Annotated in this window: 27 protein-coding genes; 20 read left to right on the plus strand and 7 right to left on the minus strand. The window is 64.6% G+C overall.

The genetic code is table 11. The features are described 5' to 3' along the window. The first annotated feature begins 133 nt into the window (after window positions 1–133). From KF712_04130 to KF712_04150, 5 genes are all read left to right on the plus strand, one after another. The gene (locus tag KF712_04130) at window positions 134–1093 is read left to right on the plus strand and encodes a hypothetical protein (protein MBX3740152.1); all 960 of its coding nucleotides are present in this window, start codon (window positions 134–136) and stop codon (window positions 1091–1093) included. A 95-nt stretch (window positions 1094–1188) separates the two neighbouring features. Beyond that, window positions 1189–1350 (plus strand): hypothetical protein, encoded by a 162-nt coding sequence (locus KF712_04135; protein MBX3740153.1) that lies wholly within the window; start codon window positions 1189–1191, stop codon window positions 1348–1350. Window positions 1351–1361: 11 nt separating this feature from the next. Beyond that, window positions 1362–3839 carry a cytochrome-c oxidase, cbb3-type subunit I gene (gene ccoN / locus KF712_04140; GenBank protein MBX3740154.1) on the plus strand — a complete coding sequence of 826 codons (2478 nt, stop codon included), beginning with the start codon at window positions 1362–1364 and terminating at the stop codon, window positions 3837–3839. 12 nt (window positions 3840–3851) lie between these two features. Next, window positions 3852–4022 carry a hypothetical protein gene (locus KF712_04145; protein ID MBX3740155.1) on the plus strand — a complete coding sequence of 57 codons (171 nt, stop codon included), beginning with the start codon at window positions 3852–3854 and terminating at the stop codon, window positions 4020–4022. Window positions 4023–4028: 6 nt separating this feature from the next. Beyond that, window positions 4029–4664, plus strand: a complete 636-nt coding sequence (locus KF712_04150; protein ID MBX3740156.1) for a c-type cytochrome — start codon at window positions 4029–4031, stop codon at window positions 4662–4664. Window positions 4665–4721: 57 nt separating this feature from the next. On the opposite strand, the gene nagA is transcribed toward KF712_04150, so the two are convergent. Further along, window positions 4722–5882 (minus strand): N-acetylglucosamine-6-phosphate deacetylase, encoded by a 1161-nt coding sequence (nagA, locus tag KF712_04155; protein MBX3740157.1) that lies wholly within the window; start codon window positions 5880–5882, stop codon window positions 4722–4724. A gap of 51 nt (window positions 5883–5933) precedes the next feature. On the opposite strand from nagA, the gene KF712_04160 reads away from it, so the two are divergent. Then, window positions 5934–6521, plus strand: coding sequence for a hypothetical protein (locus KF712_04160; GenBank protein ID MBX3740158.1), 588 nt, complete (start codon window positions 5934–5936; stop codon window positions 6519–6521). A 103-nt stretch (window positions 6522–6624) separates the two neighbouring features. Here the strand turns inward: KF712_04160 and KF712_04165 are convergent, their stop codons facing one another. After that, window positions 6625–7434: a hypothetical protein gene (locus KF712_04165; GenBank protein MBX3740159.1), complete on the minus strand. Its 810-nt coding sequence runs from the start codon at window positions 7432–7434 to the stop codon at window positions 6625–6627. 112 nt (window positions 7435–7546) lie between these two features. Here KF712_04165 and KF712_04170 point away from each other — a divergent pair, with 112 nt between their 5' ends. The 4 genes from KF712_04170 (at window position 7547) to KF712_04185 (ending at window position 11294) form a co-directional block, all read left to right on the plus strand. Continuing rightward, window positions 7547–8407 (plus strand): ABC transporter ATP-binding protein, encoded by an 861-nt coding sequence (locus tag KF712_04170; protein MBX3740160.1) that lies wholly within the window; start codon window positions 7547–7549, stop codon window positions 8405–8407. Beyond that, complete coding sequence (locus KF712_04175; GenBank protein MBX3740161.1) at window positions 8404–9342, plus strand: ABC transporter permease subunit; 939 nt, start codon at window positions 8404–8406, stop codon at window positions 9340–9342. Before KF712_04170 ends, KF712_04175 begins: the two co-directional genes overlap by 4 nt. A gap of 157 nt (window positions 9343–9499) precedes the next feature. Then, window positions 9500–10444 (plus strand): hypothetical protein, encoded by a 945-nt coding sequence (locus tag KF712_04180; GenBank protein ID MBX3740162.1) that lies wholly within the window; start codon window positions 9500–9502, stop codon window positions 10442–10444. Between the two features lie 127 nt (window positions 10445–10571). Beyond that, window positions 10572–11294 (plus strand): metallophosphoesterase family protein, encoded by a 723-nt coding sequence (locus tag KF712_04185; protein MBX3740163.1) that lies wholly within the window; start codon window positions 10572–10574, stop codon window positions 11292–11294. Window positions 11295–11391: 97 nt separating this feature from the next. On the opposite strand, the gene KF712_04190 is transcribed toward KF712_04185, so the two are convergent. Then, window positions 11392–12009, minus strand: a complete 618-nt coding sequence (locus tag KF712_04190) for a hypothetical protein (GenBank protein ID MBX3740164.1) — start codon at window positions 12007–12009, stop codon at window positions 11392–11394. Between the two features lie 95 nt (window positions 12010–12104). On the opposite strand from KF712_04190, the gene KF712_04195 reads away from it, so the two are divergent. From KF712_04195 to KF712_04205, 3 genes are all read left to right on the plus strand, one after another. Continuing rightward, the gene (locus KF712_04195; protein MBX3740165.1) at window positions 12105–12809 is read left to right on the plus strand and encodes a hypothetical protein; all 705 of its coding nucleotides are present in this window, start codon (window positions 12105–12107) and stop codon (window positions 12807–12809) included. Between the two features lie 29 nt (window positions 12810–12838). Continuing rightward, entirely contained in the window at window positions 12839–13300 is a 462-nt protein-coding gene (locus KF712_04200; protein ID MBX3740166.1) for a GNAT family N-acetyltransferase, read from the plus strand. Window positions 13301–13493: 193 nt separating this feature from the next. Continuing rightward, complete coding sequence (locus KF712_04205; GenBank protein MBX3740167.1) at window positions 13494–13970, plus strand: RNA-binding protein; 477 nt, start codon at window positions 13494–13496, stop codon at window positions 13968–13970. Window positions 13971–14313: 343 nt separating this feature from the next. Here the strand turns inward: KF712_04205 and alr are convergent, their stop codons facing one another. Together alr and KF712_04215 are read right to left on the minus strand one after the other, a co-directional pair. Further along, entirely contained in the window at window positions 14314–15366 is a 1053-nt protein-coding gene (gene alr, locus KF712_04210) for an alanine racemase (protein ID MBX3740168.1), read from the minus strand. Between the two features lie 200 nt (window positions 15367–15566). Further along, a complete protein-coding gene (locus KF712_04215; GenBank protein ID MBX3740169.1) occupies window positions 15567–16322 on the minus strand; it encodes a prepilin-type N-terminal cleavage/methylation domain-containing protein in 756 nt (251 codons plus the stop codon). 565 nt (window positions 16323–16887) lie between these two features. On the opposite strand from KF712_04215, the gene KF712_04220 reads away from it, so the two are divergent. The 6 genes from KF712_04220 (at window position 16888) to KF712_04245 (ending at window position 23993) form a co-directional block, all read left to right on the plus strand. Beyond that, the gene (locus KF712_04220) at window positions 16888–18072 is read left to right on the plus strand and encodes a PEP-CTERM sorting domain-containing protein (protein ID MBX3740170.1); all 1185 of its coding nucleotides are present in this window, start codon (window positions 16888–16890) and stop codon (window positions 18070–18072) included. A gap of 20 nt (window positions 18073–18092) precedes the next feature. Beyond that, on the plus strand, window positions 18093–21266 hold the full coding sequence (locus KF712_04225; GenBank protein MBX3740171.1) for a DUF1800 family protein: 3174 nt from the start codon (window positions 18093–18095) through the stop codon (window positions 21264–21266). 14 nt (window positions 21267–21280) lie between these two features. Then, window positions 21281–22825: a DUF1501 domain-containing protein gene (locus KF712_04230; protein MBX3740172.1), complete on the plus strand. Its 1545-nt coding sequence runs from the start codon at window positions 21281–21283 to the stop codon at window positions 22823–22825. Window positions 22826–22828: 3 nt separating this feature from the next. Next, window positions 22829–23374, plus strand: coding sequence for a hypothetical protein (locus KF712_04235; GenBank protein ID MBX3740173.1), 546 nt, complete (start codon window positions 22829–22831; stop codon window positions 23372–23374). Between the two features lie 20 nt (window positions 23375–23394). Beyond that, complete coding sequence (locus tag KF712_04240) at window positions 23395–23544, plus strand: hypothetical protein (protein ID MBX3740174.1); 150 nt, start codon at window positions 23395–23397, stop codon at window positions 23542–23544. Between the two features lie 146 nt (window positions 23545–23690). After that, window positions 23691–23993 carry a hypothetical protein gene (locus tag KF712_04245; GenBank protein ID MBX3740175.1) on the plus strand — a complete coding sequence of 101 codons (303 nt, stop codon included), beginning with the start codon at window positions 23691–23693 and terminating at the stop codon, window positions 23991–23993. Between the two features lie 44 nt (window positions 23994–24037). On the opposite strand, the gene KF712_04250 is transcribed toward KF712_04245, so the two are convergent. Next, window positions 24038–24439 (minus strand): hypothetical protein, encoded by a 402-nt coding sequence (locus KF712_04250; protein MBX3740176.1) that lies wholly within the window; start codon window positions 24437–24439, stop codon window positions 24038–24040. Between the two features lie 170 nt (window positions 24440–24609). After that, a complete protein-coding gene (locus tag KF712_04255) occupies window positions 24610–24813 on the minus strand; it encodes a hypothetical protein (GenBank protein MBX3740177.1) in 204 nt (67 codons plus the stop codon). Between KF712_04255 and KF712_04260 the strand changes: the two genes are divergently transcribed. Beyond that, complete coding sequence (locus tag KF712_04260; GenBank protein MBX3740178.1) at window positions 24812–25240, plus strand: hypothetical protein; 429 nt, start codon at window positions 24812–24814, stop codon at window positions 25238–25240. The two genes, KF712_04255 and KF712_04260, sit on opposite strands and share 2 nt — an antisense overlap. The last annotated feature ends 171 nt before the right edge of the window (window positions 25241–25411 follow it).

Raw genomic sequence — 25411 nt, forward strand, 5'->3', positions numbered from 1 at the left:
GCGACCGGTGATCTACGCCACGATGGTGACAGCGGGCGGAATCAGAGCATCCGCGCAGCTTGTGGCAAGGAGCGGTTAGCGCGATCAGGGACATCCGGAAATGATGGCGGTGTCCAGGAAAGGACCCGTGATCATGAAAACAATCGTACCGCTGATGCTCGCCGCCTCCGTTTCCGCTCTCGCCACCGGCATGGCCGGGACGGTGGAGCCGCCTCCAGCCATCTCACCCGCCGCGCCGGCGGCGGATGCTTTCACCAAGGCCCGCCGCCCCATCTCGAACCCCACCCTTTTCGATCTGGCGCTGCCCGGGACGAACATCCACCCGATCTTCATCCACCAGAACCTGCCGTCCCATGTGAACACGACGATCGGGGACGTGCCGATGGGCGGCGACTTCCAGGTCTATGCGCTGCAGTTCGAGATCGCGCTCAACGAGCGGCTTTCCATCGTGGCGACGAAGGACGGCTACGTGGACATCAACCCCGGCGACGCGCTGTGGGGTGAGGAGAGCGGCTTCGCCAACATCGCGGCGGGATTGAAGTATGCGTTCCTCTACGATCCGGCGAACGCCACGGTGGTGAGCGGCACGGCGACCTTCGAAATCCCGACCGGGAACCACGGGGTGTTCCAGGGAGAGGGTGACGGAGCGGTGAATCTGATCGTCTCCGGGCTGAAGCTGTGGGACCGCTTCCAGCTTGCCGGAGCGGCGGGCGTCCACCTGGAACTGAGCGACCAACTCGCGCACACGTCGTTCGTCAGCGTGCACGCCAGTTATGAGGTGCACCCGCTGTTCATCCCGCTGGTGGAGCTGAACTGGCACCACGTGCTGCGGCCGGGCGATGGCAACCCGAACTTCGGCAAACAGGCGGCGGGCCTGGTGCCGGTGGTGGCCACCTTCGAAGGGTCCGACCTGCTGAATTTCGGAGCATCGAATGCCTCGGAAAATCGTGATCTGGTCACCGCCGCCATCGGCTTCCGGTCGCGGATCATTGATTCCGTTGACCTCGGCTTCGCCTATGAGATTCCGCTGACCAACGAGCACGACGGCATCCTGGAGGATCGCTTCACGGTCGATCTGGTGTGGAAATTCTGAACCCCGCATCCCCCGCCCCCGCCAAGGCAAGAAACGCGCAGCTTCCGCAAAGCGGCGCGAAGCAGGCGGGGGCGGAATCTGATTCCATCCACATCGTGAACGTGCTCGCCGTGACCATCCTCGTCAGTTCCTGCCTGGCCGGGATCTTCGTCGTCTGCTTCGCCGCGGAGGCCCGCCGTTCGCGGCGCTCCAGCTTCGAGCGCGACTCCCTCCTGCCGCTGGAAACCGGAAAACGTCCCGCAGCGAAGCGCCCCTGAACCTCCCCGCCATGTCCAACACCGCCACCATCACCTACGACGACAAGTCGGTCCGCCACTTCATGAACGCCTCGATCTTCTGGGGCATCATCGGCATGATCGTCGGCGTTCTGGCCGCCACGCAGCTTTCGTGGTGGCAGATGAACGGAAAGTTCCTGGAAACGATCACCTTCGGCCTGGTGAAGTCGGAGGGTCTTTCCTACATCACCTTCGGCCGGATCCGCCCGCTGCACACGAACGCGGTGATCTTCGCGTTCGTGGGGAACATGGTGTTCGCGGGCGTCTATTACTCGACCCAACGGTTGTGCCGCGTGAGGACGGCATCCGACCTGCTTTCGAAGATCCACTTCTGGGGCTGGCAGCTCATCATCGTCGGCGCGGCGGTCACCCTGCCCGCAGGCCTGACGCGCGGGAAGGAGTACGCGGAGCTGATCTGGCCTCTGAACATCGCCGTGGTGGTCATCTGGGTGGTGTTCGGCCTGAACTTTTTCCTGACGCTGGCGCGGAGGAACGAGCGGAGCCTGTATGTCTCCCTGTGGTTCTACATCGCCACCATCGTGACGATCGCGATGCTCTACATCGTCAACCACCTGTCGCTGCCGACGTCGCTGCTGCACAGCTACCCGATCTTCGGCGGTGTGCAGGACGGGCTGGTGCAGTGGTGGTACGGGCACAACGCCGTCGCCTTCTTCCTGACGACCCCGATCCTGGGGATCATGTACTATTTCATCCCGAAGGCGGCGGACCGTCCGGTGTATTCCTACCGGCTTTCCATCATCCACTTCTGGGCGCTGGTGTTCATCTACATCTGGGCGGGACCGCACCATCTGTTGAACACGGCGCTGCCGCGCTGGCTGCAGATGCTGGGGATGCTGTTCTCCGTGATGCTGTGGGCGCCGTCCTGGGCGGGCATGCTCAACGGCCTGCTGACGCTGCGCGGGGCGTGGGACAAGCTGCGGACGGACCCGGTGATCAAGTTCTTCGCCGCGGCGGTGACGTTCTACGGCATGGCCACCTTCGAGGGGCCGCTGCTCTCCATCCGCGCGGTGAACGCGCTCTCCCACTACACGGACTGGACGGTGGGGCACGTGCATTCCGGAGCGCTGGGCTGGAACGGCTTCATGGCGGCGGGCATGTTCTACTGGCTGGCCCCGCGCCTGTGGCGGACGAAGCTGTGGTCCACCTCCCTGGCGAACATGCACTTCTGGGTGGGCCTGGTGGGCATCCTTCTCTACGTGGCCTCCATGTGGGTGGCGGGCATCATGCAGGGCCTCATGCTGGCACAGACGAACCCGGACGGCGCGACGCTGAAATACGAGTTTGTGGAGACGCTGAACTCCATCAACATCTACTACGGAATCCGTAGCTTCGGCGGGTTCCTGTTCCTCACCGGTTTCCTGATGTGCGCGGTGAACATCTTCATGACGGCGAGGAAAGGCCGGGCGGAGGATGAGACGGTGGAGGTGACGGTGCTGGAAAAGGCATCGAAGGACCGGATGACGCTGTCGGAGGCGCTCTCGTCGGATCCGGTGGTGCACGCGGTGCTGGCGCTGGCGTTCATGATCCTGTGGTTCCTGCTGCCCCCGCACGCGGACAAGGCGGCGCTGGTGGTGACCATCCTGCTGATCGCCAAGTCCGTCTCCGCGTTCCGGGCGGGAAAAGGCACATGGAGCGACTATTTCAACCGGCTGCTGGAGAACTACCTGCCCTTCACGGTGCTGATCTTCGCCGCGGCGGCGGTCGGCGGACTGGTGCAGATCATCCCCTCCCTGCTGGTGAACCGCGCGGTGAACGTGGAGGACCGCGTGCAGGTTCCCTACACTCCGCTGGAGCTGGCGGGCCGTGACATCTATGTCGCGGAGGGCTGCTACAACTGCCACTCCCAGATGATCCGCACGCTGGTGCCGGACGTGCTGCGCTACGGCCCCGGAGAGGACCAGGGATACAGCCGCCTGGGCGAATCCATCTACGACCACCCCTACCAGTGGGGGTCGAAGCGCACCGGCCCGGACCTCGCCCGCGAGGGCGGCGCGCTGGTGAAGGACGCGAAGCTCATGCGCAGCGGAAAGCGGGACAACCTTTGGCACTTCAACCACTTCCTCGACCCGCGCCAGATGTCCTCCGGCTCGAACATGCCCGCCTATCCGTGGTTGTTCGAAAACAAGACGGCGCTGAAGGAACTGCCCGCAAAGATCGCCGCACAGGCACGGCTGGGAGTGCCATGGCCTGCAATGACAAAGGACGGGATCGAGCAGAACGCCCGGGACCAGGCCATGGAAATCGCCTCCTCGCTGGTGACCGCCGGAGCCTTCCTGCCGGACAAGCCGGACCTGGGGCCGGAGGAACTGCGCCGCCATCTTTCCGAAACGCAGATCGTCGCGCTCATCGCCTACGTCCAGAAGATCGGCGTGTATGCCCCGGTGGAAAAGCCGCCGGTGAAGAACCCGACCCTGGATCCGGACGCCCACCGCAGCAGCTCCACCCGTTGACCTCCCGCCGCCATGTTCAAACGCGTCATCTACGAAGACTGGGCCGCCATCGTCCCCATCATTTCCTTCATCGCCACCGCCGCGGTGTTCCTCACCGCCACCATCCGCGCGCTGTGCCTGCCGAAGGCCCGCTGCCAGGAACTGGCGGACCTCCCGCTGGAAGACCCCACCCCACGCCGCTGACCCGCCATGGACCCGAAAAAGCAACCCGAGATCACCCACGCGGAGTACGCCAGCAAGAAGGGCGAGATCGCCCTCCGCCCGCATGAGTTCGATGGCATCCAGGAGTATGACCAGACCCTGCCGAACTGGTGGCTGTTCATCTTCCATGCCTCCGTCATCGCCCTGTTCGGCGGATGGTTCCTCTACTACAACCTGGGCCTGACGAAGACGGACGCGGAGAACGTGGACGCGCAGCTCCAGCACATCGCGCAAACCAAGGCGAAGGCGCTGGAGGACATGCTGTCGAAACTGAACGATGAGGCGCTGGTGGGCCAGTGGGCCACGGACAGCGCCGCGGTGGAGGCGGGCAGGCAGATCTATCAGGCGAGCTGCATCGCCTGCCACGGTGAGAACCTCACCGCCAGCATCGACATCGGCGGCGGCCAGAAGGTGAACCTCCCCGGCCTCTCGCTGAAAGACGGCGAGTGGAAATACGGCGCGAAGCCGATGGACATCTTCCGCATCATCAACGAAGGCACCCCCGCCGACAGCCCCGGCCACAACGGAGCGAAAATGCAGGCGTGGGGCCAGACGCTGCCGCCGCTGCAGGTGGCGCAGCTCACCGCTTTCCTAATCCATGAGAATGAGGCGGAGTTCAAGTGAGGAGTTCCCTCTCTCCACTTTGCGCCTTTGCGCCTTTGCGTTGAATCCTTAGATAATTCACCATTGCAGCCGGAGGACAGGAGTGTCCTCCCTCCTTACTCCCTCCACCCACACGCCATGGACGCTGAGATCCTCCTCCAGCATCACCAGGTCCGCGTGGTGGCCTTGTTCCAGCTTCCCCAGTCCTTCCAACCCCAGCGACCGCGCCTGGTTCCATGAAGTCATGCAGGCGATCTCCGGCAGCGGCAGGCCGGTGAGATCCCGCACGCGGGCCACGCCTTCGTTGAACTTCAGCGTGGAACCGGCGAGGGTGCCGTCTTCCAGACGCACCACACCATCCCGGATCTCCGCGTCCAGTCCTCCCAGTTGCATCCGCCCTTCCGGCATCCAGGATGCCGCCACGGAGTCCGTGATGAGCATGAGCCTGTCACCGGAAACACGGCGGAACACCAGCGAAAGCATGTCCGCGGAGAGGTGCACGCCATCGCAGATCAACTCCAGCATGAGCGAGTCATCCAGCAGGCCCGCGCCGACCACGCCGATCTCCCGGTGGTGCAGCGGCGTCATCGCGTTTCCGAAATGGGTGAGATGGGAAAGGCCGCACGCCTTCGCCTCCATGACCTGCGCACAGGTCGCGGCGGTGTGGGCGGCGGAGCAGGTGATGCCGAGAGAACGCGCCGCCCGGATGAGATCCAGCGCGCCCGGCATCTCCGGTGCCAGTGAAAGGATGCGCAGCGGGGCGATGCCATGCAGCGCCCGCAGCTCCGCCTCATCCGGCGGACGCACATATTCCGGGTTCTGCGCACCGGCCTTCGCCGCGTTGATGAACGGACCTTCCAGGTGGATGCCCGGCATCCGGCAGAGTCCGCCTTCCCCCATCACCACCGCGCAGGCCGCCAGGGTGTCCTTCAGCCGGTCCGCGGGCTGGGTCAGCGTGGTGGGCAGCCAGGTGGTGACTCCTTCACGGAGCTTTGTCCGGGCGATGTGGCGCACCGCTTCCACCGTGCCGTCACAGACATCCGCCCCGTCCGCCCCATGGGAGTGGATGTCGATGAAACCCGGCATGATGATCCTTCCACCTGCGTCAAAGATTTCATCCGCCTTCACCGTTTCTCCCGCTGCATGCACCGAGACGATCCTCCCACCCTCCACCAGCAGCGAGCCTTCCCTTTCCCATCCCGGGGAGACCAGACGCGCATGCCGGATCAATGTCTTCATCTGGGGAACATGCTTCCCATCCGGACCACCGTCCGTCTAGCTTCATCCTTCATGAAAAAGTCCGCCGCCCTCCTTCCGTTGCTCTTTCTGACCCAGTGCGCCACTCCGCCAAAGGAAGAGAAAGATCCCGGCCTGGACCGCAGTCCGTATCACCTGGCGGAGAAAAAGTCCCCCTCCCTGGCCGGTGTCACCCTGCCGGTCCTGAAATCCCCTGCGCTGGAGAAACGCTGGGGCAGTCCGCGGATCACCATCCTCCCCAACGGCGGCTACCATCTCAACTACTCGAAGCCCGGGGAAGAGTTCGAGGGTCTTTCCATCTACGCCGCACCCGGCACCCGTGACAGCGACGCCCCCACCCCGCCCGGCTATTGGGACATGAGCTATGATGAGAAAAAGGGCGAGGCCATCTCCGTCCCCATGAAGCAGTCGTGGAGGACCGTGGACATCGCCGGACGTCCGACGCATGTCTATACCGACAGCCCGGGCAGCGGTGCGGATCCGCTGCAACTCTCCACCGTCACCTTCCCCACCAGCCGCCCCGGCAAGCCCGCCGCCAGCTACCGCGTCACCGGCACCTCGAACCTGGAGGACGGGGAAAAGGTCATCCTTTCCTACATGCGGACGGTGGCGTGGGAATAGCTCGTGGAACTCCTTTGCCATGGGTTCCGGTTGCAGCCGGAGGACAGGAATGGGAGCGAAGCGGACATGGCGGCTCTGCCGCAATGTCCTCCCTCCTTACTCCTTACTTCAGCGTCACCTCGACGTCGGGCTTGGTCTCCACCTTCACGCCGTCGAGTTTCTTCATCTCTTCCATGGCCTTCTCGGGATTCCCGCGGCCCATGGAAGCCATCTTCTGGATCGTACCCGGCTTCTCCATCATCTTTCCGAAATCCATGTCCACCAGGGTGATGGTGTTGTCATCCACATAGGAGGCGTTGGTCGCGGAAATGCCCTGCTCGATGACCACCTTCACGCTGACCCTCATGCCGGCGAAGAGTTCCTTCATCTGCTTCTCCTCCTCCGCGCCGATCTCCTGGACGGGCGGTGCCTCACCGGCGGGGACTTCGTCATTCTTCGGCTGTGGCACCTTGATGGAAAGCTTGCCGCCTTCGTAACCAAAGGTGACCGGCTCGGACTTCGGGGTCGCCGGGGCGGGTTGGCCGGGCATCTGCGGGATGGAGCTTTTGGCCGCCTCATCCGGGGAAATCTTCAGCTTGTTGATGTCCGCGAAGCGGTAGGTGACCTTCGCGCCCTTGCCGCCGTCCTTCGCGGTCGGCTCGACTTTCTCGAAGGTGACGCCTTCGCCCAGGGTGGCCGCGCGGGCCTTCGCCTTGTCCTCGGACACCATTTCCGCCAGCGGGTCCTTCGCGGCGTCCCCACCGAACGCGGCGAGCTGGGCGAGCATCTCGATGGCTTTCGCGCCGAATCCCGTTTCCTCGGTGAGCGTGCCGCTGCCGTCCTTGTTCAGGCGGATGATGGTCTCACTCTGGAAACAACTGCTCAGGGAACCAGCGGCGAGCAGCGACAACAACGGAAGGATGAATCGTTTCATGATTTGAGGAAATGTCACGCCACCCTGCATGGTCCCACGGGAGGAAACAAGCAACTCCGTGCAAAATCCTCGTTGCCCGATCACCGACCGTCCCTAATCTTTCCCCCACCCGATGTCCGACCCCACGCCCGCCGTCGAAATCCGTGATCTGGTGAAGGATTTCAAAACCTCCTTCCGCCGCCAGATGCTGCGGGCCGTGGATGGCGTCTCCATCCGCATCATGCCCGGAGAGGTGTACGGCCTCATCGGCCCGAACGGATCCGGGAAATCCACCACCATGAAGGCGCTGCTGGGGTTGGTGGCGCCGACTTCCGGCAGTTGCTCGATCTTCGGCAAGGACTCTCTCAAGACGGACTCCCGGCATGATGTGGGCTTCCTGCCGGAGAACCCCTATTTCTACAAGCACCTCAGCGGTGCGGAAACGCTCCGCTTCTACGGCAAGCTCTGCGGGCTGAAGGGGAAGGAACTGGAGGACCGCATCGGCCACCTGCTGGAGCTGGTGGATCTGGAAGGGGCGCGGGACCGCAGGATCGGCGGCTACTCGAAGGGCATGCTCCAGCGCATCGGCCTGGCGCAGGCCATGGTCCAGCGGCCGCGCCTGCTGATCCTGGATGAGCCGACCGCCGGGGTGGACCCTCTGGGTTCCCGGCAGATCCGCGACCTGATCTTCAAGCTGCGGGAGCAGGGCATCACGGTTTTCCTGTGTTCCCACCTGCTGGAACAAGTGCAGGAAGTGTGCGACCATGTGGGGATGATCTTCCGCGGAAAGATCGTCCGCGCGGGGCGGCTGGAGGATCTCATCGCCATCGAGGAGCAGACGGAGATCATCCTCCGGGACGCGCCGCCCGATCTCATCCGGGAAATCCACGCGCTGGTGGAGCGCTCCGGCACGGCCACCATGGTCCGCACCGGCAAGCCCCGCACCACCCTCGAACGCCTGTTCCTCCAGGAAACCTCCCGCGACGAAAAATGACGCCCTCCCCCGCCATCCAGGCCGCCCCGCCGGCCGCGAAGCCGCAGCGCGCCTCCCGCGCCGCCCGCATCCGGATCATCGCCACGCACACCTTCACGCAGTTGGTGCGGATGAAGGTGTTCTATTTCCTGGCGGTCTTCGCCGTCATCGCGCTGGCCAGCAATTTCTTCAACCTGCCGCAGCACAGCGGGCCGGAGGCCGTGGACACCAACGTGCTGCCGCTGGTGAAAAGCTGGTCGCTGGGCACCATGACGCTGTTCTCCGTGGTCATGGCCATCGTCTCCACGGCGCTGCTGCTGCCGAAGGACATCGAGGACCGCACGCTCTACACCATCCTGGCGAAGCCGGTGCCGCGCTTCGACTACCTCGCGGGGAAGCTGCTGGGCGTGCTTTCGCTGATCTTCATCTCCCTGCTGGCGATGGACCTGCTGATGACCGGCATCCTCCACATCCGCACCGGCATGGTGCTGGACGCGGAGATCACCTACGCGCAGCAGCGCGGGCACCCGCAGGAATACCTGGACGCGGTGAGGACGGATGTCCTGAAACACGGCCCGAGCTGGTCGTTGCAGGGGGCGGTGCTGGCCATCTTCATCCGCTCCGCCATCGTCGCCTCCATCGCCCTGTTCATCTCCACCTTCTCCACCAGCACGCTGTTCACCACCATCGTCGGCATCCTGATCTACTTCATCGGCCACTTCCAGGCGGACGCGATGAACGTCTATCTGACGTCCGGCAGCGCCGCGGCAAAGGTTGCCACCGGCCTGCTGTCCCTGGTGATCCCGAATTTCCAGCTTTTCAACGTCATCGACGCGGTCATCGAGGGCGCGGTCATGCCCGGACTGGTGCTGCTGAAGCTGGCGGGGCTGGGGCTTTTCTACATGGTGCTCTACACCGTGTGCTCCTGGTTCATCTTCTCCGACAAGGAATTCTGACGCCATCGAATCATGAAACCGCGAATCAACACGAATGCACGCGAATGGATGACGGGCTTGGGTCGCTTGCCCGCGGGATCAGAAAAATTCGCGTCCATCCGTGTTCATTCGCGGTTTCTTCATGCCATGGGTGGCTGCCCTGCACACTGACCCGGCCATGCCACCCCTCCGCAAAATACTCATCGTCGTGGTGGCCCTGCTGGTGGCCGGGGCCGTCCGCGCGCCGCTGGAGCTGGCGATGACGAGGGAACTGCGGGCGGAAAAACTGCTGCCGGAGCCGCTCCACATCGACGCCCGGGAAAAGATCGGCCAGACGGGCTTCGCCGTCGCGCTCGGCGGGCTGCGCACGCTCGTCGCCACCTTCTACAACCTGCGCGCCTACACCGCCTTCACCGAGGACCGGTGGGCGGACGCGGAGGAAAGCTTCGAAACCACCGTCGCGCTGGCCCCGTCCACCACCTACTACTGGATCAACGGCGCGTGGCACCTGGCCTACAACGCCGGACACTTCCACCAGAACGACAAGTCGCTGCCGCCCCTCCGCCGCCAGGAACTGTGGCGCGGGACGATCCTGAAAGGCCGCGCCTTCCTCCAACGGGGCATCCGCAACAACCCGGACTCCTGGAGCCTGAACGCGGAGCTGGGCCTGCTGCTGTCCGACGCGAACAAGATGCCCGCCTTCACCGGCTCCGGCGGCATGTCCCTGCCGGAACTCTATCAGGCGGCCGCGGAAGCCTACCGTGCCGCCAGCGAACACGGCGGCCCCGCCTACACGAAGCGGAACCTGTTCTACAACCTGGCCCGCGTCCCCGGCCGGCAGGCGGAGGCGCTGGCGCTGGGGGAAAAGCTGGCGGAGTCACGCTCCCACCGCACCCCCACCGTCCTGTCCCTGCTGTTCGTCCTCCGCATGCACGCCAATCCGGACCAGGACGGGTACGCCCTGACCAAGACCCTTTTCAACGATGACCAGCACGCCTACCGGTCGCTGTCCTTTCTGTGGGAGGACCGCCGGCAGAACTTCCCGGTGGACGGACTGGCGCTGGTCCTGAAGACCCTCGAAGAACATCTCGCCATCCCTCCGGAAAAAAGTATCATCAAGTGATGGGGAACCCCGGCAACCCGACCCTCCCGCCTGCCCGCGGACGCGCCCTGTGAGGTTTCGCCTCGACACCGTCCCCGCTTCCGCCAAAATTTGCGTCCAATTCCCTATCAGTCCTATCTCCACCCCAATGCGGATCGCGATATTCGGTGACATTCACGCCAACCTGGAGGCTCTCGAAGCCGTTCTCGAGGACGCACGCGCCCAGGGCACCACCGACTACGTCTGCATGGGTGACATCGTCGGCTACAATGCGGACCCCGCGGCCTGCCTGGAGATCGTCAAGGAGATGAACTGCCCGGTCATCAAGGGCAACCACGACGAGGACGCCTCCGGGGAACATTCGCTGGAAAGCATGAACCCGGTGGCCGCCGCCGCGCTGGAATGGACCCGCGCCCAGCTCACCGAGGAACAACGCCAGTGGCTGCGCCGCCTGCGCATGGTCCGCCAGGTCGCGGACTTCACCATCGTCCACGCCACCCTCGACCAACCGGCGAACTGGAACTACGTGACCAACCGGTTCGACGCCATGTCGAACTTCTCCTACCAGTTCACCCAGCTCTGCTTCCACGGACACACCCACGTCCCGCGCGTCTATGTGAAGTCGGACAAGGTCCACGAAGTCCCCGCAGAATCCATCGCCATCGAGCCGAACTCGAAGTATTTCATCAACGTCGGCTCCGTCGGCCAGCCGCGCGACGGGGACTGGCGCGCCTGCTACGCCATCTACGACATCGACCACAACCTGGTCGTCTTCCGCAGGGTCGATTACGACATCAAGAAGACGCAGGAGAAGATCCTCGCCGCCGGCCTGCCGGAGATGCTCGCGGAACGGCTTGCCGACGGACGGTGAGTGGATGTTCTCCGTAGCGGAATGGCTGCGCCATTCCGGCTGGGTGGACGGATGCCACCTTGGCAGCCGGATACCAAGGACGGCCCCCTTTCGACCCTCACTTCCCGAACTGTTCCAGCCAGCCCTTCACGGAGCGGCGGTTCAGCAGGATGAGCGTCAGGACCGGATAGAGGCAGGTGAAGAGAATCCCGAAAATCGGGCCGGCGATCATCGCGGCATCCATGCCGGTTTTCATGCCTGCGGGCACATCCCCCATGTCCTGGAACTGTTGGTTGATCAACTGCCGCTGGGCCGGGACCATGTAGATGAACACCATCACGCCGCCCGCGATCTTCCCGGCCAGGGAGGTGATGGCATAACCGTTGGAAGCTTTCACGGCGTTCTTCTTCGCGCGGAGGAGCTTGATCCCCGCGACGGTGACCAGCACCACCAGCACCGTGGTGATCGCGAGGTTGATGACCGTCATCGGCTGCAGCGCCCGGGTCATGCTTTCCTGCGCGTCCCTTGCCGGGCCGGGAGGCACCATATTGAGAAAAGGATTCCCAACGAATGCCATGTAGGCGGACCACAGGCCGGTGATGATGCCGTATCCTCCGGCCAGCAGATGGAGGATGCCGAAAACCTGGAGGAGCGCCGGCTTGTGGGCCTGGATGGGCTGGGGAATGGGAGGGGATGGCACCGCGGAAGGAGCCTGATAGAGATTTCCATCGTTCATGAGGATGCCATCGCAACCCATCGGCGGGAGCTTGTCGAGGAAAGGCTCCGGGGCTTTCTTGTATTTCTCCGGCCGCCGCTTATCTTCCGTCCATCATGCGCACGTCCACGGTCCTCACCATCGGCGCGTTCCTGCTTCTGGCGGGCTGCGACAGGGCATCCCGGAAATCCGCCGCCGCAGCGCCACCGCCACCTCCGCCACCACTCCCCGTCGTGGCCATCACGGACGTCCCGCCGCCGCCCACCCCTGACGTGGAGCTGAAGCCGGGGTCGAACCTCGGCATCGTCGCACAGGAAGCCTACGGGCATGAACGCTTCTCGGGATTCCTTTCCGTCATCAACGGCATCACCGATCCGACGAGGATCCGCGATGGCACGGAGCTGAAGACCCCCGCCATCCCCATCGCCTTCCAGGAGGCAGGGGTGGATGCGACCTACCAGCCCGCCATCAACGCGCTGGCAAAGGCGGCGACGGATTACTTCGCGCAGTCCGGGGCGTTCCGCGGCGCGCTCACCGCCAGCACGGAGAGCGGCAAGCCGGAGCTTTCCTCCGCGGTGACGGCGGCATTCATCTCCAGCGCGGACGCGGTGGACGCCGCCGTCGCCGTGCTGGAAGGGGCGGCGCCACCGCATACCGTGCCGAAGAAAAGCATCGAACAGTTCAGGCAGGCGTCCGCCCATCTGCGGAAGCTCGCGAAGGGAGACATCGCGACGGATGACTACACCCAGGATACGGTCGGGCAGCGGTTCGGCCTGGGCTTCACCAATGCCATCCTGTGGACGAAGGACGGGCACCAATGACCCCGCCGGAGGAACTGTGGATCCCATCCATGCGGGATCTCCCGGAGCCACCCCAGCGGCTCACCCATGCGGAGGTGGAGATCATTTTCTCCCACATGACTCCGGAGAACGCACCGGAGGGATTCGTCCCCGGCTACCACTTCGTGATCCGCGACGCCCGCGGCCGGGAGGCCGGACACATCAACCTCCGCATCGGCAGGACACCCCATGTCACCGGCGTCGCCGGCCATATCGGCTATGAGATCCTGCCAAAGCACCGCGGCCACCGCTACGCGGAAAAGGCGTGCCGCGCGCTCGGCCCATGGGCCGCCACCTTCGGCATGGATCTCATCATCACCGCGGATCCGGACAACCACGCGAGCGTCAGCACCATCGAAAACCTGGGCGCATCTTTCCTCAATGAGGTGGATGTCCCGCAGGATGACCCGCATTTCCTGCGCGGAAGTTTCCGCAAGCGGCGGTATCTCTGGGTGCCCGCCGGAGCGGAATGAAGGGAACGCGGGGTGGATTTCCAAAAAAATTCCTCCGGATACCCTATCATTCAGTACTTGCCACAAACGGAAAAGTCGGATTACTTCATCCAGTCGGCGCATCCCGGATGCGTGACGACGCGCTTCGTTCGGGTCCCCTCACGTCATGGTCCCGGCAAGTGTGATGAATATGGCGTGATTAGAATTGAAGAAAATGGACATCTACGTGGGCAACCTGCCCTACACCGCTACCGAAGAAGACGTCACTGGTCTCTTTGCCGCCTACGGCCCAGTTGAACGGGTCAAAATCATCACCGACCGCGAAACCGGCAGATCCAAGGGATTCGCCTTCGTGACACTCGGCGACCAAAGCCAGTTGAACGCTTCCATCGAGGCGCTTAATGGATACGATTTCCAAGGCCGCGCGCTCCGCGTGAACGCCTCGGAACCAAAAGAGTCCAAGCCAGGCGGCTTCCGCAGCGGCGGTGGCGGCTACGGTGGCGGCGGCGGCGGCTACGGCGGTGAACGCCGTGGTGGTGGCGGCGGCGGCTACAAAGGTGGCGGCGGCGGCGGTTACGGCGGAGATCGCCGTGGCGGTGGCGGCGGCTACAAAGGTGGCGGCGGCGGCGGTTACGGCGGAGATCGCCGTGGCGGTGGCGGCTACAAAGGCGGCGGTGACAGCTGGGATTGATCCCTGATCCGCACAGCAACTTTTTGATCAAAACGCCCGGGTCCGCCCGGGCGTTTTTTTATGGAGGGTGGACATTGCGGCGGAGCCGCTATGTCCGCTTCGCTTCCATTCTTGTCCACCGGCGGCATTGGTTAAGCATATGAAGGTCAACCGCCAAGACGCCAAGGAGGAGAAAAATGGGAATCTTCAAGATTCGCTGGATTCGCGGTCGGCCTCCTTTTCCCGAATATCCAATAACCTATATCCAATATCTTCTCCTTTCTTCCTTGGCGAACTTGGCGTCTTGGCGGTGAATTTTCACTGGCCTGCCAATGCCGCCGGAGGACAAGAGTGTCCTCCCTCCTTACTCCACATAGCAGCGCTTTACCCGTGGCGTGATGCCGGTGAAGACCTCCCACACGATGACGCCGGCTTTTTCCGCAACCTCCCATACGGGCAGATTCGGGCCGAACATCTCCACCACATCCCCCTCGCGGACGTCCTCACCGGCGTCCGTCACATCGACCATCGTCTGGTCCATGGTCACTCGGCCGAGGATGGGGAACCTGCGGCCGCGGATCCAGACCTCGCCGCCCTTTCCTGAAATGTGGCGGGGATAACCATCCCCGTAGCCGATGCCCACGGTGGCCACCTTGGTGGGCCGGGTGGTGACGAACTGGCGTCCGTAGGACACGCCGTGACCTGCGGGCAGGGTCCGGACCAAGGTCACGCGGGATCTCAGGGCCATGACGGTGGACAGCTTCTCCTGGTGGGCGGGCAGCGGTGAGACGCCGTAGAGCATGAGGCCCGGTCTGGCGAGATTGCAGCCGGTGCCATCATAGCCCAGCAGGCCGGCGCTGTTGGAAAGGTGCCGCCACTTGAACACCTCCGGCCCGCCCAGCCCGGAAATGATCGTGCGGTATCGGTCGAACTGCCGTCTGGTGAACTCCTCATCCTCATCCGCGGACGGGAGATGGGAACCCAAGCCCTCGATCTCCAGGTGGGGCAGCGCGGCCAGATCCTTCATCACTTCCGGCAGGTGGTCCGCGACGAAGCCGCCGCGTCCCATGCCGGTGTCCACCGCCAGGTGCACTTTCAGCACCTTTCCCGCAGCGGCGGCCAGCGCGTCGAACTCCAGCGCCTCCGGCATGGAGGAAATGCAGGGCGTCCAGTCCCGGGCGACGATCTCCGGGCGCTCCTCGGTCCATGTGGCCCCGAGAAGATAGATGCGCGTCCCCACTCCGGCGTCCCGGATGCGCCGGGCCTCCCCGACATTCGCCACGCCGAAGAACTCAATATCCTCCTTGGAAAGCGCCCTCGCCACATCCTCCAGCCCATGCCCGTAGGCTCCCGCCTTCACCACCGCCATCAGCGCGCAGCCGCTGGCCTGCCGTGCCACGGCCAGATTCCGCCTCATCGCCGCCAAATCGATTTCCGCCCACGCCCGCGGCGGGGAGATCGGTAATGTATCGCTCACGCGCCAACGCTAGCCGGTCAGCGCCCACCGGCAAGACACAGATGGTGCCATAACCTCATGAAACAGAAAACCGGAAGACCCGCTGGGGATCTTCCGGTCATGGAATTCTGTACCGTCACATGGACGGCGGGATCAGACGATTATTGTTCGACGTCCAGGTTGGCGCCGCCGCCGCCTTCAGGAGCGGTGGTGCTGGTGCCACCACGCAGTTTCGGAGCCGCGACCTTCGGGTTGATCTCGCTGCCCCAGACGGTGCCTTCGCCCTTCTGGAGGAGGCTCTTGCCGCCGGGAAGCATCGCACGCTTGGACTTGCTGATGATCAGCTCGCTGGCGGAGCCGTCGATGCGGAGGATGACCGCCTTGTCACCGAACGGACCACCATCGAACAGCTCCGTGGAGCCGCGCAGCAGCGGGGTGACCGCCACCGGGATGTTGGTGTCGTTGGAGGAGCTGAAGGCGATGTTGCCGTCCATCACGTAGCCGAAGCCGACTTCACCGGCCTCAAGCGCCTTGGAAGGCGGGCTGGTGATGTCGTCCGGCTTCTTGGTGCCGGCCGCTTTCGCGTAGAACATCTTCTCGTTGCCGTGGCCGACGGCGAGAAGCTGGCGGAAGTAATCGTTGGAAGTGTTGCCACCGGCCTGCGCGAGCGGGGATTCGGTGTTCAGTTTCACATCCGCGAGGGTATCCTTGTCAGGATAGCTGTTATAGTCCTTCTCGAACTCCATCAGCGCGAGGCCGATCTGCTTCGAGTTACCGAGGGCCTCCACGAAGGGGCCTTTCTTGACCTGTTTCATCACCATGGGGGCGGTGAGGCCCACCAGTGCGGCGATGATGGTGATGACGACGAGCAGCTCCACAAGCGTGAAGCCCCGCGCCGATAAACGATGCGCTTTCATACGGTTTGTTATGTTGGGTTTCGTTGGAATGGGGCAATCGCCCCGATGTTTAATGATCCCCCGCCGGACGGAAATCCCACGGGATTGCCCCAAACATAGAACCCGCCACAGGCGGCGCAAGAAGGAAGTTGTGCGGGCGGCGGGGCGGCACGTTTTGCCGTCAGGGCCGCAGTTCCCGGGCAAGCGGACTTCCGGCCGGGAGGGAAGCCCATGGGGACCGGAGCCGGCTTGCGGGTGGTGGGTCCACCCCGCCGGATTTCTCACGAAATCCGGAATCTTACGTATATTACCCAATTTTATATAGATTTGATTGACGGCATGGTTTCCGCACGTCATCATCCGTCCGCGCGGCGGTTTCCCGGAGACATTTTCCGGCCTGCCGCGCGGGGATGAACCATCCTCTTTCCGCTCCCATGGGATCACCCGAGGGGCCTTTCCAGGAGCAGACCAGATCATCTGGATCTCCCGGCTGACGAAAAGAACCGCACGGGCGGACTTCCTTCTTTTCCGCCACGGACCGTGACAGCGCCTGAAGCGCGTGCGGCCTCCCCAGATTTCATATTTCATGATCCGTTCCCCATTCCCCATCCATCATTCCGCCCTTTCCCTGATCGCCGTTTCCGCCGTCCTTTCCGGTGATGTCCGTGCCGCCACCTACAACTGGCTGGAAGCGAACTCGACCGGAGGCACCGGCGCGAACTGGCTGCAGAAAGGAAACTACGGTGAGTTCCCCGCGCCGGATAATACCGGCAGCTTCACCGCCACCAGGGACGATACCTTCATCTATAACACCGGCAGCCGCGGGGTGACGGTGAACTCCACCGGAACCATCGGCAAACTGGTCGTCGGCCCGGGTTACACGGCGAGCAATGTCAGCCAGTCCGGCGGAGCGGTGCTGACCTTGGAAAGCGGCGGCGAAGGGGTGACCAACGCCGGCATCGAGATCCTGGCGGGCCGCACGAACAACACCAACATCCACGTCCGGCTGAACCTTTCCGGCGACATCCTCATCTCCAACAACGGGGACTCCCGCCTGCGCATCGGGAACGTGGATAACGGCAACGGCGGCCTGCAGGGCGGCGGCACGCTCGGCATCCGCGGCGGAGTCATCCTGCTGCCGGACACCGTCAGCCACACGTATTCCGGGGCCGTCACCGTCAGCAACGGAGGCACCCTCCAGACGCATGCCACGGCTTCATTCACCACCTACAGTTCCCTGGCCGTGAACGGTGGCGGAAGCCTGACGGGCGCGGGCACCTTCGCTGGCGCAACCGTCCAGAACGGTGGCCGCATCTCCCCCGGCGGCGAGGGAAATCCAGCCTCAGCCCCGGCGGCGCTCACCTTCACCAATCTCCTCACGCTCCAGTCAACCGGCCTGGTGGTGCTGGATGTGAAGGCCGCCGGTGCGGACGCGGTCAAAGCCAACGGCGGCGTGGTGCTGGGCGGGGAACTCCGCATCCGCCTGAACAGCGACTATACCTCCGAAGGAACCTACGTGCTCTTCCAGGGCCTCACGGGGACCAGCGGGGACTTCAGCACCGTGAACATCCAGACGGATGCCACCGGCTCGACCTCCGTCAGCCTCACCAGCGACGGCAGCGGCAACTGGAACGGCGCGTTCACCAGCCGCGGCTACGACGTCAACTTCGACGCGAATACCGGGGTGCTCACCCTGTCCCAGGTGCCTGAACCGGCATCCGCTCTCCTGGGAACATTCGCCCTGCTGGGAATCCTGCGCCGCCGCAGGTGATGGACGGACTCCACCACGCCATGAAACCCATCCCATTCCCACGTTTCCTCCCGGCCATCACCTGGGGCGCATCCGCCGCGCTTTCCGGAGCCGCCGCACTGGATACAGACGGCAACGGCTACCCGGATGTGTGGGAGGCACGCTTCCACGCGGCGGCCCTCCTTCCCTCCGCCGATACCGACAACGACGGTCAGACCAACGCGCAGGAAGCCATTGCCGGGACCGATCCGCGGGACGCAGCCTCGGTCTTCACCTCGTCGATCCAGACCACGGACGGCGCTCACTCGATCACCTTCACCACCCGTCCGGGGAAGCGATACCAGCTTCTCTCCGCCTCCTCGCCGGCAGGCCCGTGGGAGCCGTCCGGAGCTGCCGTCCTGCCCACCGGGGATTCCCACACCCTGCCGCTCCCGGTATCCACGCCCACCGCGTTTTTCAAGGTGGCGGTCACGGACCATGACAGCGACGGGGATGGCGTGGACGACTGGTCGGAGCGGCAGCTTTCCGGATTCGATCCCGCATCCGGAACGTCCTTCCCCTCCGCGGGCGGAGGGGATCTGGCGATCGCCTCCGCGATCATCAATGCCTGGAAGAACAACCTGACGCTGGAGGCGACGCAGCCGGATGCCTTCGAGAAAGAAGCCCAGCCCGCCACCCTCACGCTGTCCCGGACGGCCGCGCCGTATCCCTTCACCGTCTTTCTGAAAAGTTCCGGCGCCGCGTCCCCCGCCCGGTCGTCCGCCACCGCGGCGCACTACCGGCCCCTGCCGGAGCGGGTGGTCATCCCCGCCGGGCAGGCCTCCACTACGGTATCCATCGTACCCACCCCCAACGCCCTGCCGGAGGTTCCGCGCCACCTCCGGATCTCCGCCGGGATTTCCTCCGCCACCGCGGATTTCTCCATCCGCGACGCGAGGAACACCCAGGCGAACCAGCGCCTTCTGCTGGCCCATCTGCGCCCGCTCACCGGCATCACCTCCTCCGGCAGCGGCCTGGCGATCCTCAAGCTCTCCGGGGACAACGACTCCGCGACGGCTTCCGTCTCCTTCTCGAACCTCAACTCCGCGGTCAACTCGACGCAGATCATCAACACGTCCTCCGCGATCCTCCAGTCCATCCCGCCCGCCAACTACGGCGGCCAGAACTGGCTCATCCGTGCGACGCAATCCTACCCCACGGACCAGGCGGTGCTCGACGCGCTGCTGGGCGGCCAGGTGAAACTCGGCGTCTATACCCAGGGCCATGTCACCGGGGAGATCGACGGCGCGTTCCACCCCGTCACCGGCTCCATCGAGTTCACCCCGCCGCCAGCCGCGACCGCGGTGGAGACGCTGGCCGGGGAGGAACTGGAGCGGGACATCTCGCGGTTCCTGACCCAGGCGACCTTCGGACCGACCTGGGAGGAAATCGGATCGCTGAAGGCACGGGTCCAGGCGGCGGGAGGCGACCGCATCGCCGCCTACACCGCATGGATCGACACGCAGCTCGCCACCGCGAATCCCTCGCTGCTGGCGTACCATGTCGCCGCCAACGCGGAGGAACGCGCGGCGCGCGGACCGGACTACAACCTGAACAGCCAGAACCGCCGCCGTGGCTGGTGGCTGCTCGCGGTGAAGGCGGACGCCCAGCTCAAACAACGCTTCGCCTTCGCGCTGGGCGAGATCTTCGTCATCTCCGACGAGGACGGGGTGGTGAACCGCTACTCCGAAGGCGCGGCGAACTACCATGACATCCTCGCGGACGCCGCCACCGGCCGCTACCGCGCGCTGCTGCGCTCCGTTTCCCTCAGTCCGGTGATGGGCACCTACCTGTCCCACCTGCGCAACGAAAAGGCGACCTATGACACGGCGGGGAATCCCCTCGTCTCACCGGATGAGAACTACGCCCGGGAGATCATGCAGTTGTTCTCCATCGGTCTGGTGCAGTTGCACCCGGACGGCTCGCTGAAGCTGGATGCGGATGCCTCCCCCATCCCCACCTACACGCAGGCGGACATCTCGGAAATGGCCCGCGTGTTCACCGGCTGGTCATTCTCCGTGCGCAGCGCCGGATCCGCCCCGTATGCGCCGGTGGACAACACGAATTTCAACCTCGGCAACGGGACGAAGCACCGCGAGGCGCAGTGGACGAACCCGATGAAGGCCTTCGCCGCGAGGCATGACACGGGCGCGAAGACGGTGCTGGGCCGCAGCCTCCCCGCGGGCAACAACGCGAACCAGGATCTCAACGCCATCCTCGACCTGCTGCGGGATCACCCGAACACCGCGCCTTTCATCTCCCGCAGGCTCATCCAACGGCTGGTCACGGCGAATCCATCGCCGGGCTACCTTTACCGGGTTTCGCAGGCGTTCCGTGCGAGCAACGGCGACTTCCCCACGGTCATCAAGGCGATCCTGCTGGCCCCGGAGGCACGCTCGCCCCAGTCCGCCGCCACGCTGGCCAGCGCGGGGAAAGTCCGCGAGCCGCTGCTGCGGGCGACCGCCGTGATGCGGGCCTTCGGCGCGGCGTCGTCGATGCCGCTTTCCGGGCTGGCTTCCCATGGTTATCCGGCGGAGGAGCTGACGAAGTTCCCGGCAGGCACCACGCGCTACCGGCTGAACCGCACACCCGCCCTGGGCCAGTCCCCGCATTCCGCCCCCAGCGTCTTCAACTGGTTCCTGCCGGACCACGCGCCTTCCGGGCTGATCTCGAACAACGGACTGGTGTCACCGGAACTCCAGATCATCACCGAGTCCACCGCCGTCTCCGCGACGAATTTCCTCCACAACGGCATCTACACCAACGCGGGGTTCACTCCGAACATGGGCCTGCCCACGCTCACGGGGAATCCCCAGCGCATCAACATCAGCCTGGCCCCGCTCCAGGCGCTGTATTTCTCCACGCTGGATACGAACGGCGACGGATGGTTCACCCCGGCGGACACGGCGACGTTCAACAACGCGGCGGCCATCCGCAGCGCCTCGGAGGCGGTGCTGGACCGGATCGACCTGCTGCTGACGGCGGGCGAGCTGAAGGCCCGCTCCGGCAACCTGCCGGGAACAACGCGGAGCATCATCCTCGACGCGGTGGCCGCCACCAACGCCGGCAGCAACGCGAACACCGACCCGGCGGTGCAGGCGAACACCGCCATCAACCGCATCCGCACCGCCGTCTGGCTGGTGGCCGCGGGACCGCAGGGCAACACCCAGAAATGATCCGCTTCCCTTCCATGAAGAAACACCAGAAAGAGGACCTCCTCCGGCGCCGTGATTTCATCCGCCAGTCCGCCTGCGCTTCGCTGGGAGTCACCGGCCTGGTCAATGCGCTGGCGCAGATGCGCCTGCTGACCGCCGCCGCGGCGCAGACCCCGCAGACCCAGGACTACAAGGCGCTGGTCTGCCTGTTCCTCAACGGCGGGCATGACTCGAACAACCTGCTGGTGCCGCGCGGCACGGCTTCCGCCGGATCCCTCCGCGCCGACTACGTGAATGGACGCGGTGTCCTCGCGCTGCCATCCGCCGGCCTGCACGCGCTCAATCTCCCGGCCACGACAAAGGCCTTCCAGCGCCACCATGCGGGCACCACGGCCCCGCTGGGCCTGCATCCGGCGGCGGGTGATCTGGCCGCCCTCTTCAACCAAAAGAAGCTGGCCGTCATTTCCAACGTCGGCACGCTGGCCCATCCGGTCTCCTCGCGCGCGGAGTATGACAGCGGGAACATCCCCCTGCCGCCGCAGCTTTTCTCCCACTCCGACCAGCAGACGCAGTGGCAGTCCTCCGTGCCGGACCAGGCATTCACCTCCGGCTGGGGCGGACGGGCGGCGGACCTGCTGCATTCCTCCTACAATGCCGGGACTTCGAAAGTCTCCATGTCGATCTCCCTGGCGGGTGTGAATTCCTTCCAGGTGGGGACCGCCGGACAGGTGACGCAATACTCGATCAATGACGAAGGAACGGTCCCTTTCTCCGGCTTCGGCGACAACTACGCGGACGCGCTCAACGCGAACGGCACCTACAGGACCACCCCGGCGGGCCTGCGGCTGAAGGCCTTCGAGGACATCATGCGCCTCACCCATGGGAATCTCCATGAGGAGGAATACAAGCGGGTGGTGGTCCGTGCGCGGGCGGCGGAGAGCAGCGTCGGCGCGGCGATCACGGCGGCGGCCACCTCCGGCGTGGACTTCGACGCGCAGTTCGCGAATGCGACGACCCGGCTGGGGAACCAGCTCAAGATGATCGCCAAGCTCATCGCGGGGCGTGGGGTGCTGGGAAACAACCGCCAGCTTTTCTTCTGCCAGATCGGCGGGTTCGACACCCACCAGACGCTGCTCGCCTCCCATGGAGATCTCATCGCGGAGCTGAACAACTCGCTGGCGGCCTTTTCCTCCACCCTGCAGGCGCTGGGTGTGTGGGACAACGTGGTGACGTTCTCCGCGTCCGACTTCAACCGCACCTTCACCCCCAACAACACCGATCCGGAAAAGGCCGGCTCCGACCATGCGTGGGGCAGCCATGCCATCGTGCTGGGCGGGGCGGTGAAGGGCGGCGACGTCTTCGGCCATTTCCCATCGCTCAAGGTGGGCAACGCCTCCGGCTCCATCGATGCGGGGAACGCGAACCGCGGCCGCTGGATTCCGACCACCTCCGTGGACCAATACTCGTCCGTCCTCGCAAGGTGGTTCGGTGCTTCATCGAACGACCTGGAAGCCATCTTCCCCAACCTGCGGCGCTTCGACGATCCCATCTCCTCCTCCGCGAACTTGTCTTTCCTCTGAACCATGGCTTCCCTTTCCCATGGCGACCGCCGCAGGGCATGGCCGCATCCGGTGCTGTGGTTCATCCTCGCGCTGGCCACGGCGCTGGTCCTGCTGTCCGTGTTCCCCGGCTTCTTCCTGCCGCGGGAGGAATCCGCCACGGTGACGGTGAAGGAACCGGAAAGGCATCGTCCGCCTGTCCCCATGGCATCACCGGCGGAGGTCACGCTCCTCCCCATCGCAGCGGATGCCGCCGCCTCCCTGGGATCTCCGGAAGCCACCGCGGAGGATGATCTTTCCACCATCGAGCTGCTGCTCACGGAATACGCCCGCCATCACCAGGGGAACCCCGTGGGGGAGAACAGCGAGATCACCGCCGCCCTGCTGGGGAAAAATCCCAGAAAGGTGGCGTTCCTCGCCGACAGCGGTCCGTTCCTCAACGGCTCCGGCGAACTCGTTGACCGCTGGGGCACTCCGTATTTCTTCCACCAGGAATCCGCGCGATCCACCGGGATCCGCTCGGCCGGGCCGGATGGAATCCACCACACGGCGGATGATGTGGCCCGCTGATTGCTTTTACCCCAACCACCATGAACGGCATCGAATTCAAAAGCCCGGTCATTCCACTGTTGGTCCGCCGCGCAGGCTGGATCGTGAGACAACAGCCCGCCGTTCACTCCCTTTGTCCCTCCCCCGCTCCCGTCACCCCGGCCCGCCCGCACCGCAGGAAGGCGGCGTAGGCACAGGTAAGGAGGGGAAGGCGTGGCTCCCGCACCGTGGAAAAGGCGCGGGAGATTCCACCCTGCCGGAACTTGCGGAGGTGGGATGCCTCCCGTAGTAGTCAGGCCGCCGCCGGTGGAGGACACCGCAAGCGCGCGCCGCCACCATGGAAAAAGAGCCGGAAACCATCGAAGTCGAAGTCGTCGAGATCGACGGCATCGCGCCGGTTCCCGTGTCCGCCGCGCACGGGGATGATCCCGCCGGGGAACGCCCGCGCGGCGGCGACTGGAACGACTGGCGGAACTGGCAGGGCCGCGTGCGGACGCTGGACATGCGCTGGTGGCCGCTGTGGGTTTTCCTGGGCATCATCCTGCTGGCGTTGCTGGCCTCCGTCGGAGTCGTGGTGGGGATCATCTACGTGATTTACCGTATCATCCGCGGCTTCCTGCGGGCGCTGGTGGGGAGGTAGAGACGTAGCGAAGCCCGTGAGAGCTTCGGCGGGGTGCGCGTCTGTTAGAAATGAGGCCGGGGTTCCGGTACGACTTCCCCCCAACCGGAAGTCCCACGACTTCCGCCACGCAACCTCTCCGCCGCCACGCGGTGCAGGCGTTCATCCCGCCGCTGGAAGGTGATCTGCCGCGAAGGATGCCGCCAGGCGATCTCCAGCAGCGCATCCAGCGATCCGGCCGCGGACCAGACGTGCCAGGCGTCCGCCGCATCCCCATCCGCCACCGCGCGCAGGGTGAGGTGGTGGTGGTCCGGCCAGGCGGCGACCACGCGCCGCGCCATGATGAAACACTCCGGTGTGGAGATGACCACGCCGTGCTGGAGGTGGAAGTCCAGAGCATCCACCCACGGGATCCACGGCCCGCCGTCACGATGATAGGCCTCATGGGCCCGCAGATAGGGAGACATGCCGGCCATCATCCGCCACCACGGCAGAGGCGGAGGATTGAACAGATGGCCAGTTTTTCCGGAGGGATGAAACGAAAAGCGGAGGCGCGGAGGCGCGGAGGTCGCGGAGAGGGACGCGGAGCAAGGATGGGGCATTCTGTGGAATGCCGGCAAATCAACGCAATCAGCGGTCATTCCTGTTCCCGGTCAGGAAAAGGTGACCTCTGGTTTGCTGGTATGAACGGATCACGGAAAGGTCTTCCAAGGGTTGCCATCTCCACTCCCGCGTCCCTCTCCGCGACCTCCGCGACCTCCGCGCCTCCGCGCTTCGATATATCCCTCCCCATTTCCATCATTGCACCCGGCGGCGAATCCGTTATTCCTTCCAGTCTCATGAAATCCAGGGGCCTGTTCCGCAGCATCCCCACCGCCATGGCGTGTCTCATCGCCTGCGCGGGTGGCGTGGTGTGTTCCGGGATGGCGATGGGCCAGGAGGGGGATGACATGGTGGAGGATGAGGTGCCGCGCTACACGATCATCGCCAGCTACCCGAACACGCCGGAGTCATGGGAGCGTGAGGAGCTGGTGATCCGCTGTCTTTTCCGCAGCCATGGCATCCGCTGGTATTCCGTGGGCAGCGCCGGTGCGACCGTCGGCGTGCGGCTGGAGGATGAGGACCGCGCGCGCCGCCTGCTGGCGGAGACCCTGCTGATGGAGCGGCTGGAGATCACCCTGGTGAAGACCAGCGCCGACGGCACACGCGCCACCGTGCTGACACCCGAGGAAGTGCTGAGCCAGCCGGAAGAAGACGGGGCGGAGTGATCCCCCTGCTCTTGACCGATTGAACGGCGGTAAAGTCGTGCCGCGGTCGAATTCACCCGTTACGCAAACGCATTCACCCATTACGCAAGATTGCGCGTTATTCCAGATCATCGGTGAATTTCCGTGCTAAATTTACACATAGGATACTCAATGTATATACATTGAAGTTCC

The sequence above is a fragment of the Akkermansiaceae bacterium genome (assembly GCA_019634595.1).
Taxonomy (GTDB): domain Bacteria; phylum Verrucomicrobiota; class Verrucomicrobiia; order Verrucomicrobiales; family Akkermansiaceae; genus Luteolibacter.

What these genes read in the sequence shown, in the direction of transcription:
- KF712_04170 (MBX3740160.1), top strand. Translation starts at nt 7,547, where the DNA reads ATGTCCGACCCCACGCCCGCCGTCGAAATCCGTGATCTGGTGAAGGAT.
- KF712_04185 (MBX3740163.1), top strand. Translation starts at nt 10,572, where the DNA reads ATGCGGATCGCGATATTCGGTGACATTCACGCCAACCTGGAGGCTCTC.
- alr (MBX3740168.1), bottom strand. Translation starts at nt 15,366, where the DNA reads ATGAGGCGGAATCTGGCCGTGGCACGGCAGGCCAGCGGCTGCGCGCTG.
- KF712_04165 (MBX3740159.1), bottom strand. Translation starts at nt 7,434, where the DNA reads ATGAAACGATTCATCCTTCCGTTGTTGTCGCTGCTCGCCGCTGGTTCC.
- ccoN (MBX3740154.1), top strand. Translation starts at nt 1,362, where the DNA reads ATGTCCAACACCGCCACCATCACCTACGACGACAAGTCGGTCCGCCAC.
- KF712_04230 (MBX3740172.1), top strand. Translation starts at nt 21,281, where the DNA reads ATGAAGAAACACCAGAAAGAGGACCTCCTCCGGCGCCGTGATTTCATC.
- KF712_04220 (MBX3740170.1), top strand. Translation starts at nt 16,888, where the DNA reads ATGATCCGTTCCCCATTCCCCATCCATCATTCCGCCCTTTCCCTGATC.
- KF712_04250 (MBX3740176.1), bottom strand. Translation starts at nt 24,439, where the DNA reads ATGTCTCCCTATCTGCGGGCCCATGAGGCCTATCATCGTGACGGCGGG.
- KF712_04145 (MBX3740155.1), top strand. Translation starts at nt 3,852, where the DNA reads ATGTTCAAACGCGTCATCTACGAAGACTGGGCCGCCATCGTCCCCATC.
- KF712_04215 (MBX3740169.1), bottom strand. Translation starts at nt 16,322, where the DNA reads ATGAAAGCGCATCGTTTATCGGCGCGGGGCTTCACGCTTGTGGAGCTG.
- KF712_04160 (MBX3740158.1), top strand. Translation starts at nt 5,934, where the DNA reads ATGAAAAAGTCCGCCGCCCTCCTTCCGTTGCTCTTTCTGACCCAGTGC.
- KF712_04260 (MBX3740178.1), top strand. Translation starts at nt 24,812, where the DNA reads ATGAAATCCAGGGGCCTGTTCCGCAGCATCCCCACCGCCATGGCGTGT.
- nagA (MBX3740157.1), bottom strand. Translation starts at nt 5,882, where the DNA reads ATGAAGACATTGATCCGGCATGCGCGTCTGGTCTCCCCGGGATGGGAA.
- KF712_04255 (MBX3740177.1), bottom strand. Translation starts at nt 24,813, where the DNA reads ATGAGACTGGAAGGAATAACGGATTCGCCGCCGGGTGCAATGATGGAA.
- KF712_04225 (MBX3740171.1), top strand. Translation starts at nt 18,093, where the DNA reads ATGAAACCCATCCCATTCCCACGTTTCCTCCCGGCCATCACCTGGGGC.
- KF712_04190 (MBX3740164.1), bottom strand. Translation starts at nt 12,009, where the DNA reads ATGAACGATGGAAATCTCTATCAGGCTCCTTCCGCGGTGCCATCCCCT.
- KF712_04240 (MBX3740174.1), top strand. Translation starts at nt 23,395, where the DNA reads ATGAACGGCATCGAATTCAAAAGCCCGGTCATTCCACTGTTGGTCCGC.
- KF712_04175 (MBX3740161.1), top strand. Translation starts at nt 8,404, where the DNA reads ATGACGCCCTCCCCCGCCATCCAGGCCGCCCCGCCGGCCGCGAAGCCG.
- KF712_04205 (MBX3740167.1), top strand. Translation starts at nt 13,494, where the DNA reads ATGGACATCTACGTGGGCAACCTGCCCTACACCGCTACCGAAGAAGAC.
- KF712_04130 (MBX3740152.1), top strand. Translation starts at nt 134, where the DNA reads ATGAAAACAATCGTACCGCTGATGCTCGCCGCCTCCGTTTCCGCTCTC.
- KF712_04200 (MBX3740166.1), top strand. Translation starts at nt 12,839, where the DNA reads ATGCGGGATCTCCCGGAGCCACCCCAGCGGCTCACCCATGCGGAGGTG.
- KF712_04195 (MBX3740165.1), top strand. Translation starts at nt 12,105, where the DNA reads ATGCGCACGTCCACGGTCCTCACCATCGGCGCGTTCCTGCTTCTGGCG.
- KF712_04150 (MBX3740156.1), top strand. Translation starts at nt 4,029, where the DNA reads ATGGACCCGAAAAAGCAACCCGAGATCACCCACGCGGAGTACGCCAGC.
- KF712_04180 (MBX3740162.1), top strand. Translation starts at nt 9,500, where the DNA reads ATGCCACCCCTCCGCAAAATACTCATCGTCGTGGTGGCCCTGCTGGTG.
- KF712_04245 (MBX3740175.1), top strand. Translation starts at nt 23,691, where the DNA reads ATGGAAAAAGAGCCGGAAACCATCGAAGTCGAAGTCGTCGAGATCGAC.
- KF712_04235 (MBX3740173.1), top strand. Translation starts at nt 22,829, where the DNA reads ATGGCTTCCCTTTCCCATGGCGACCGCCGCAGGGCATGGCCGCATCCG.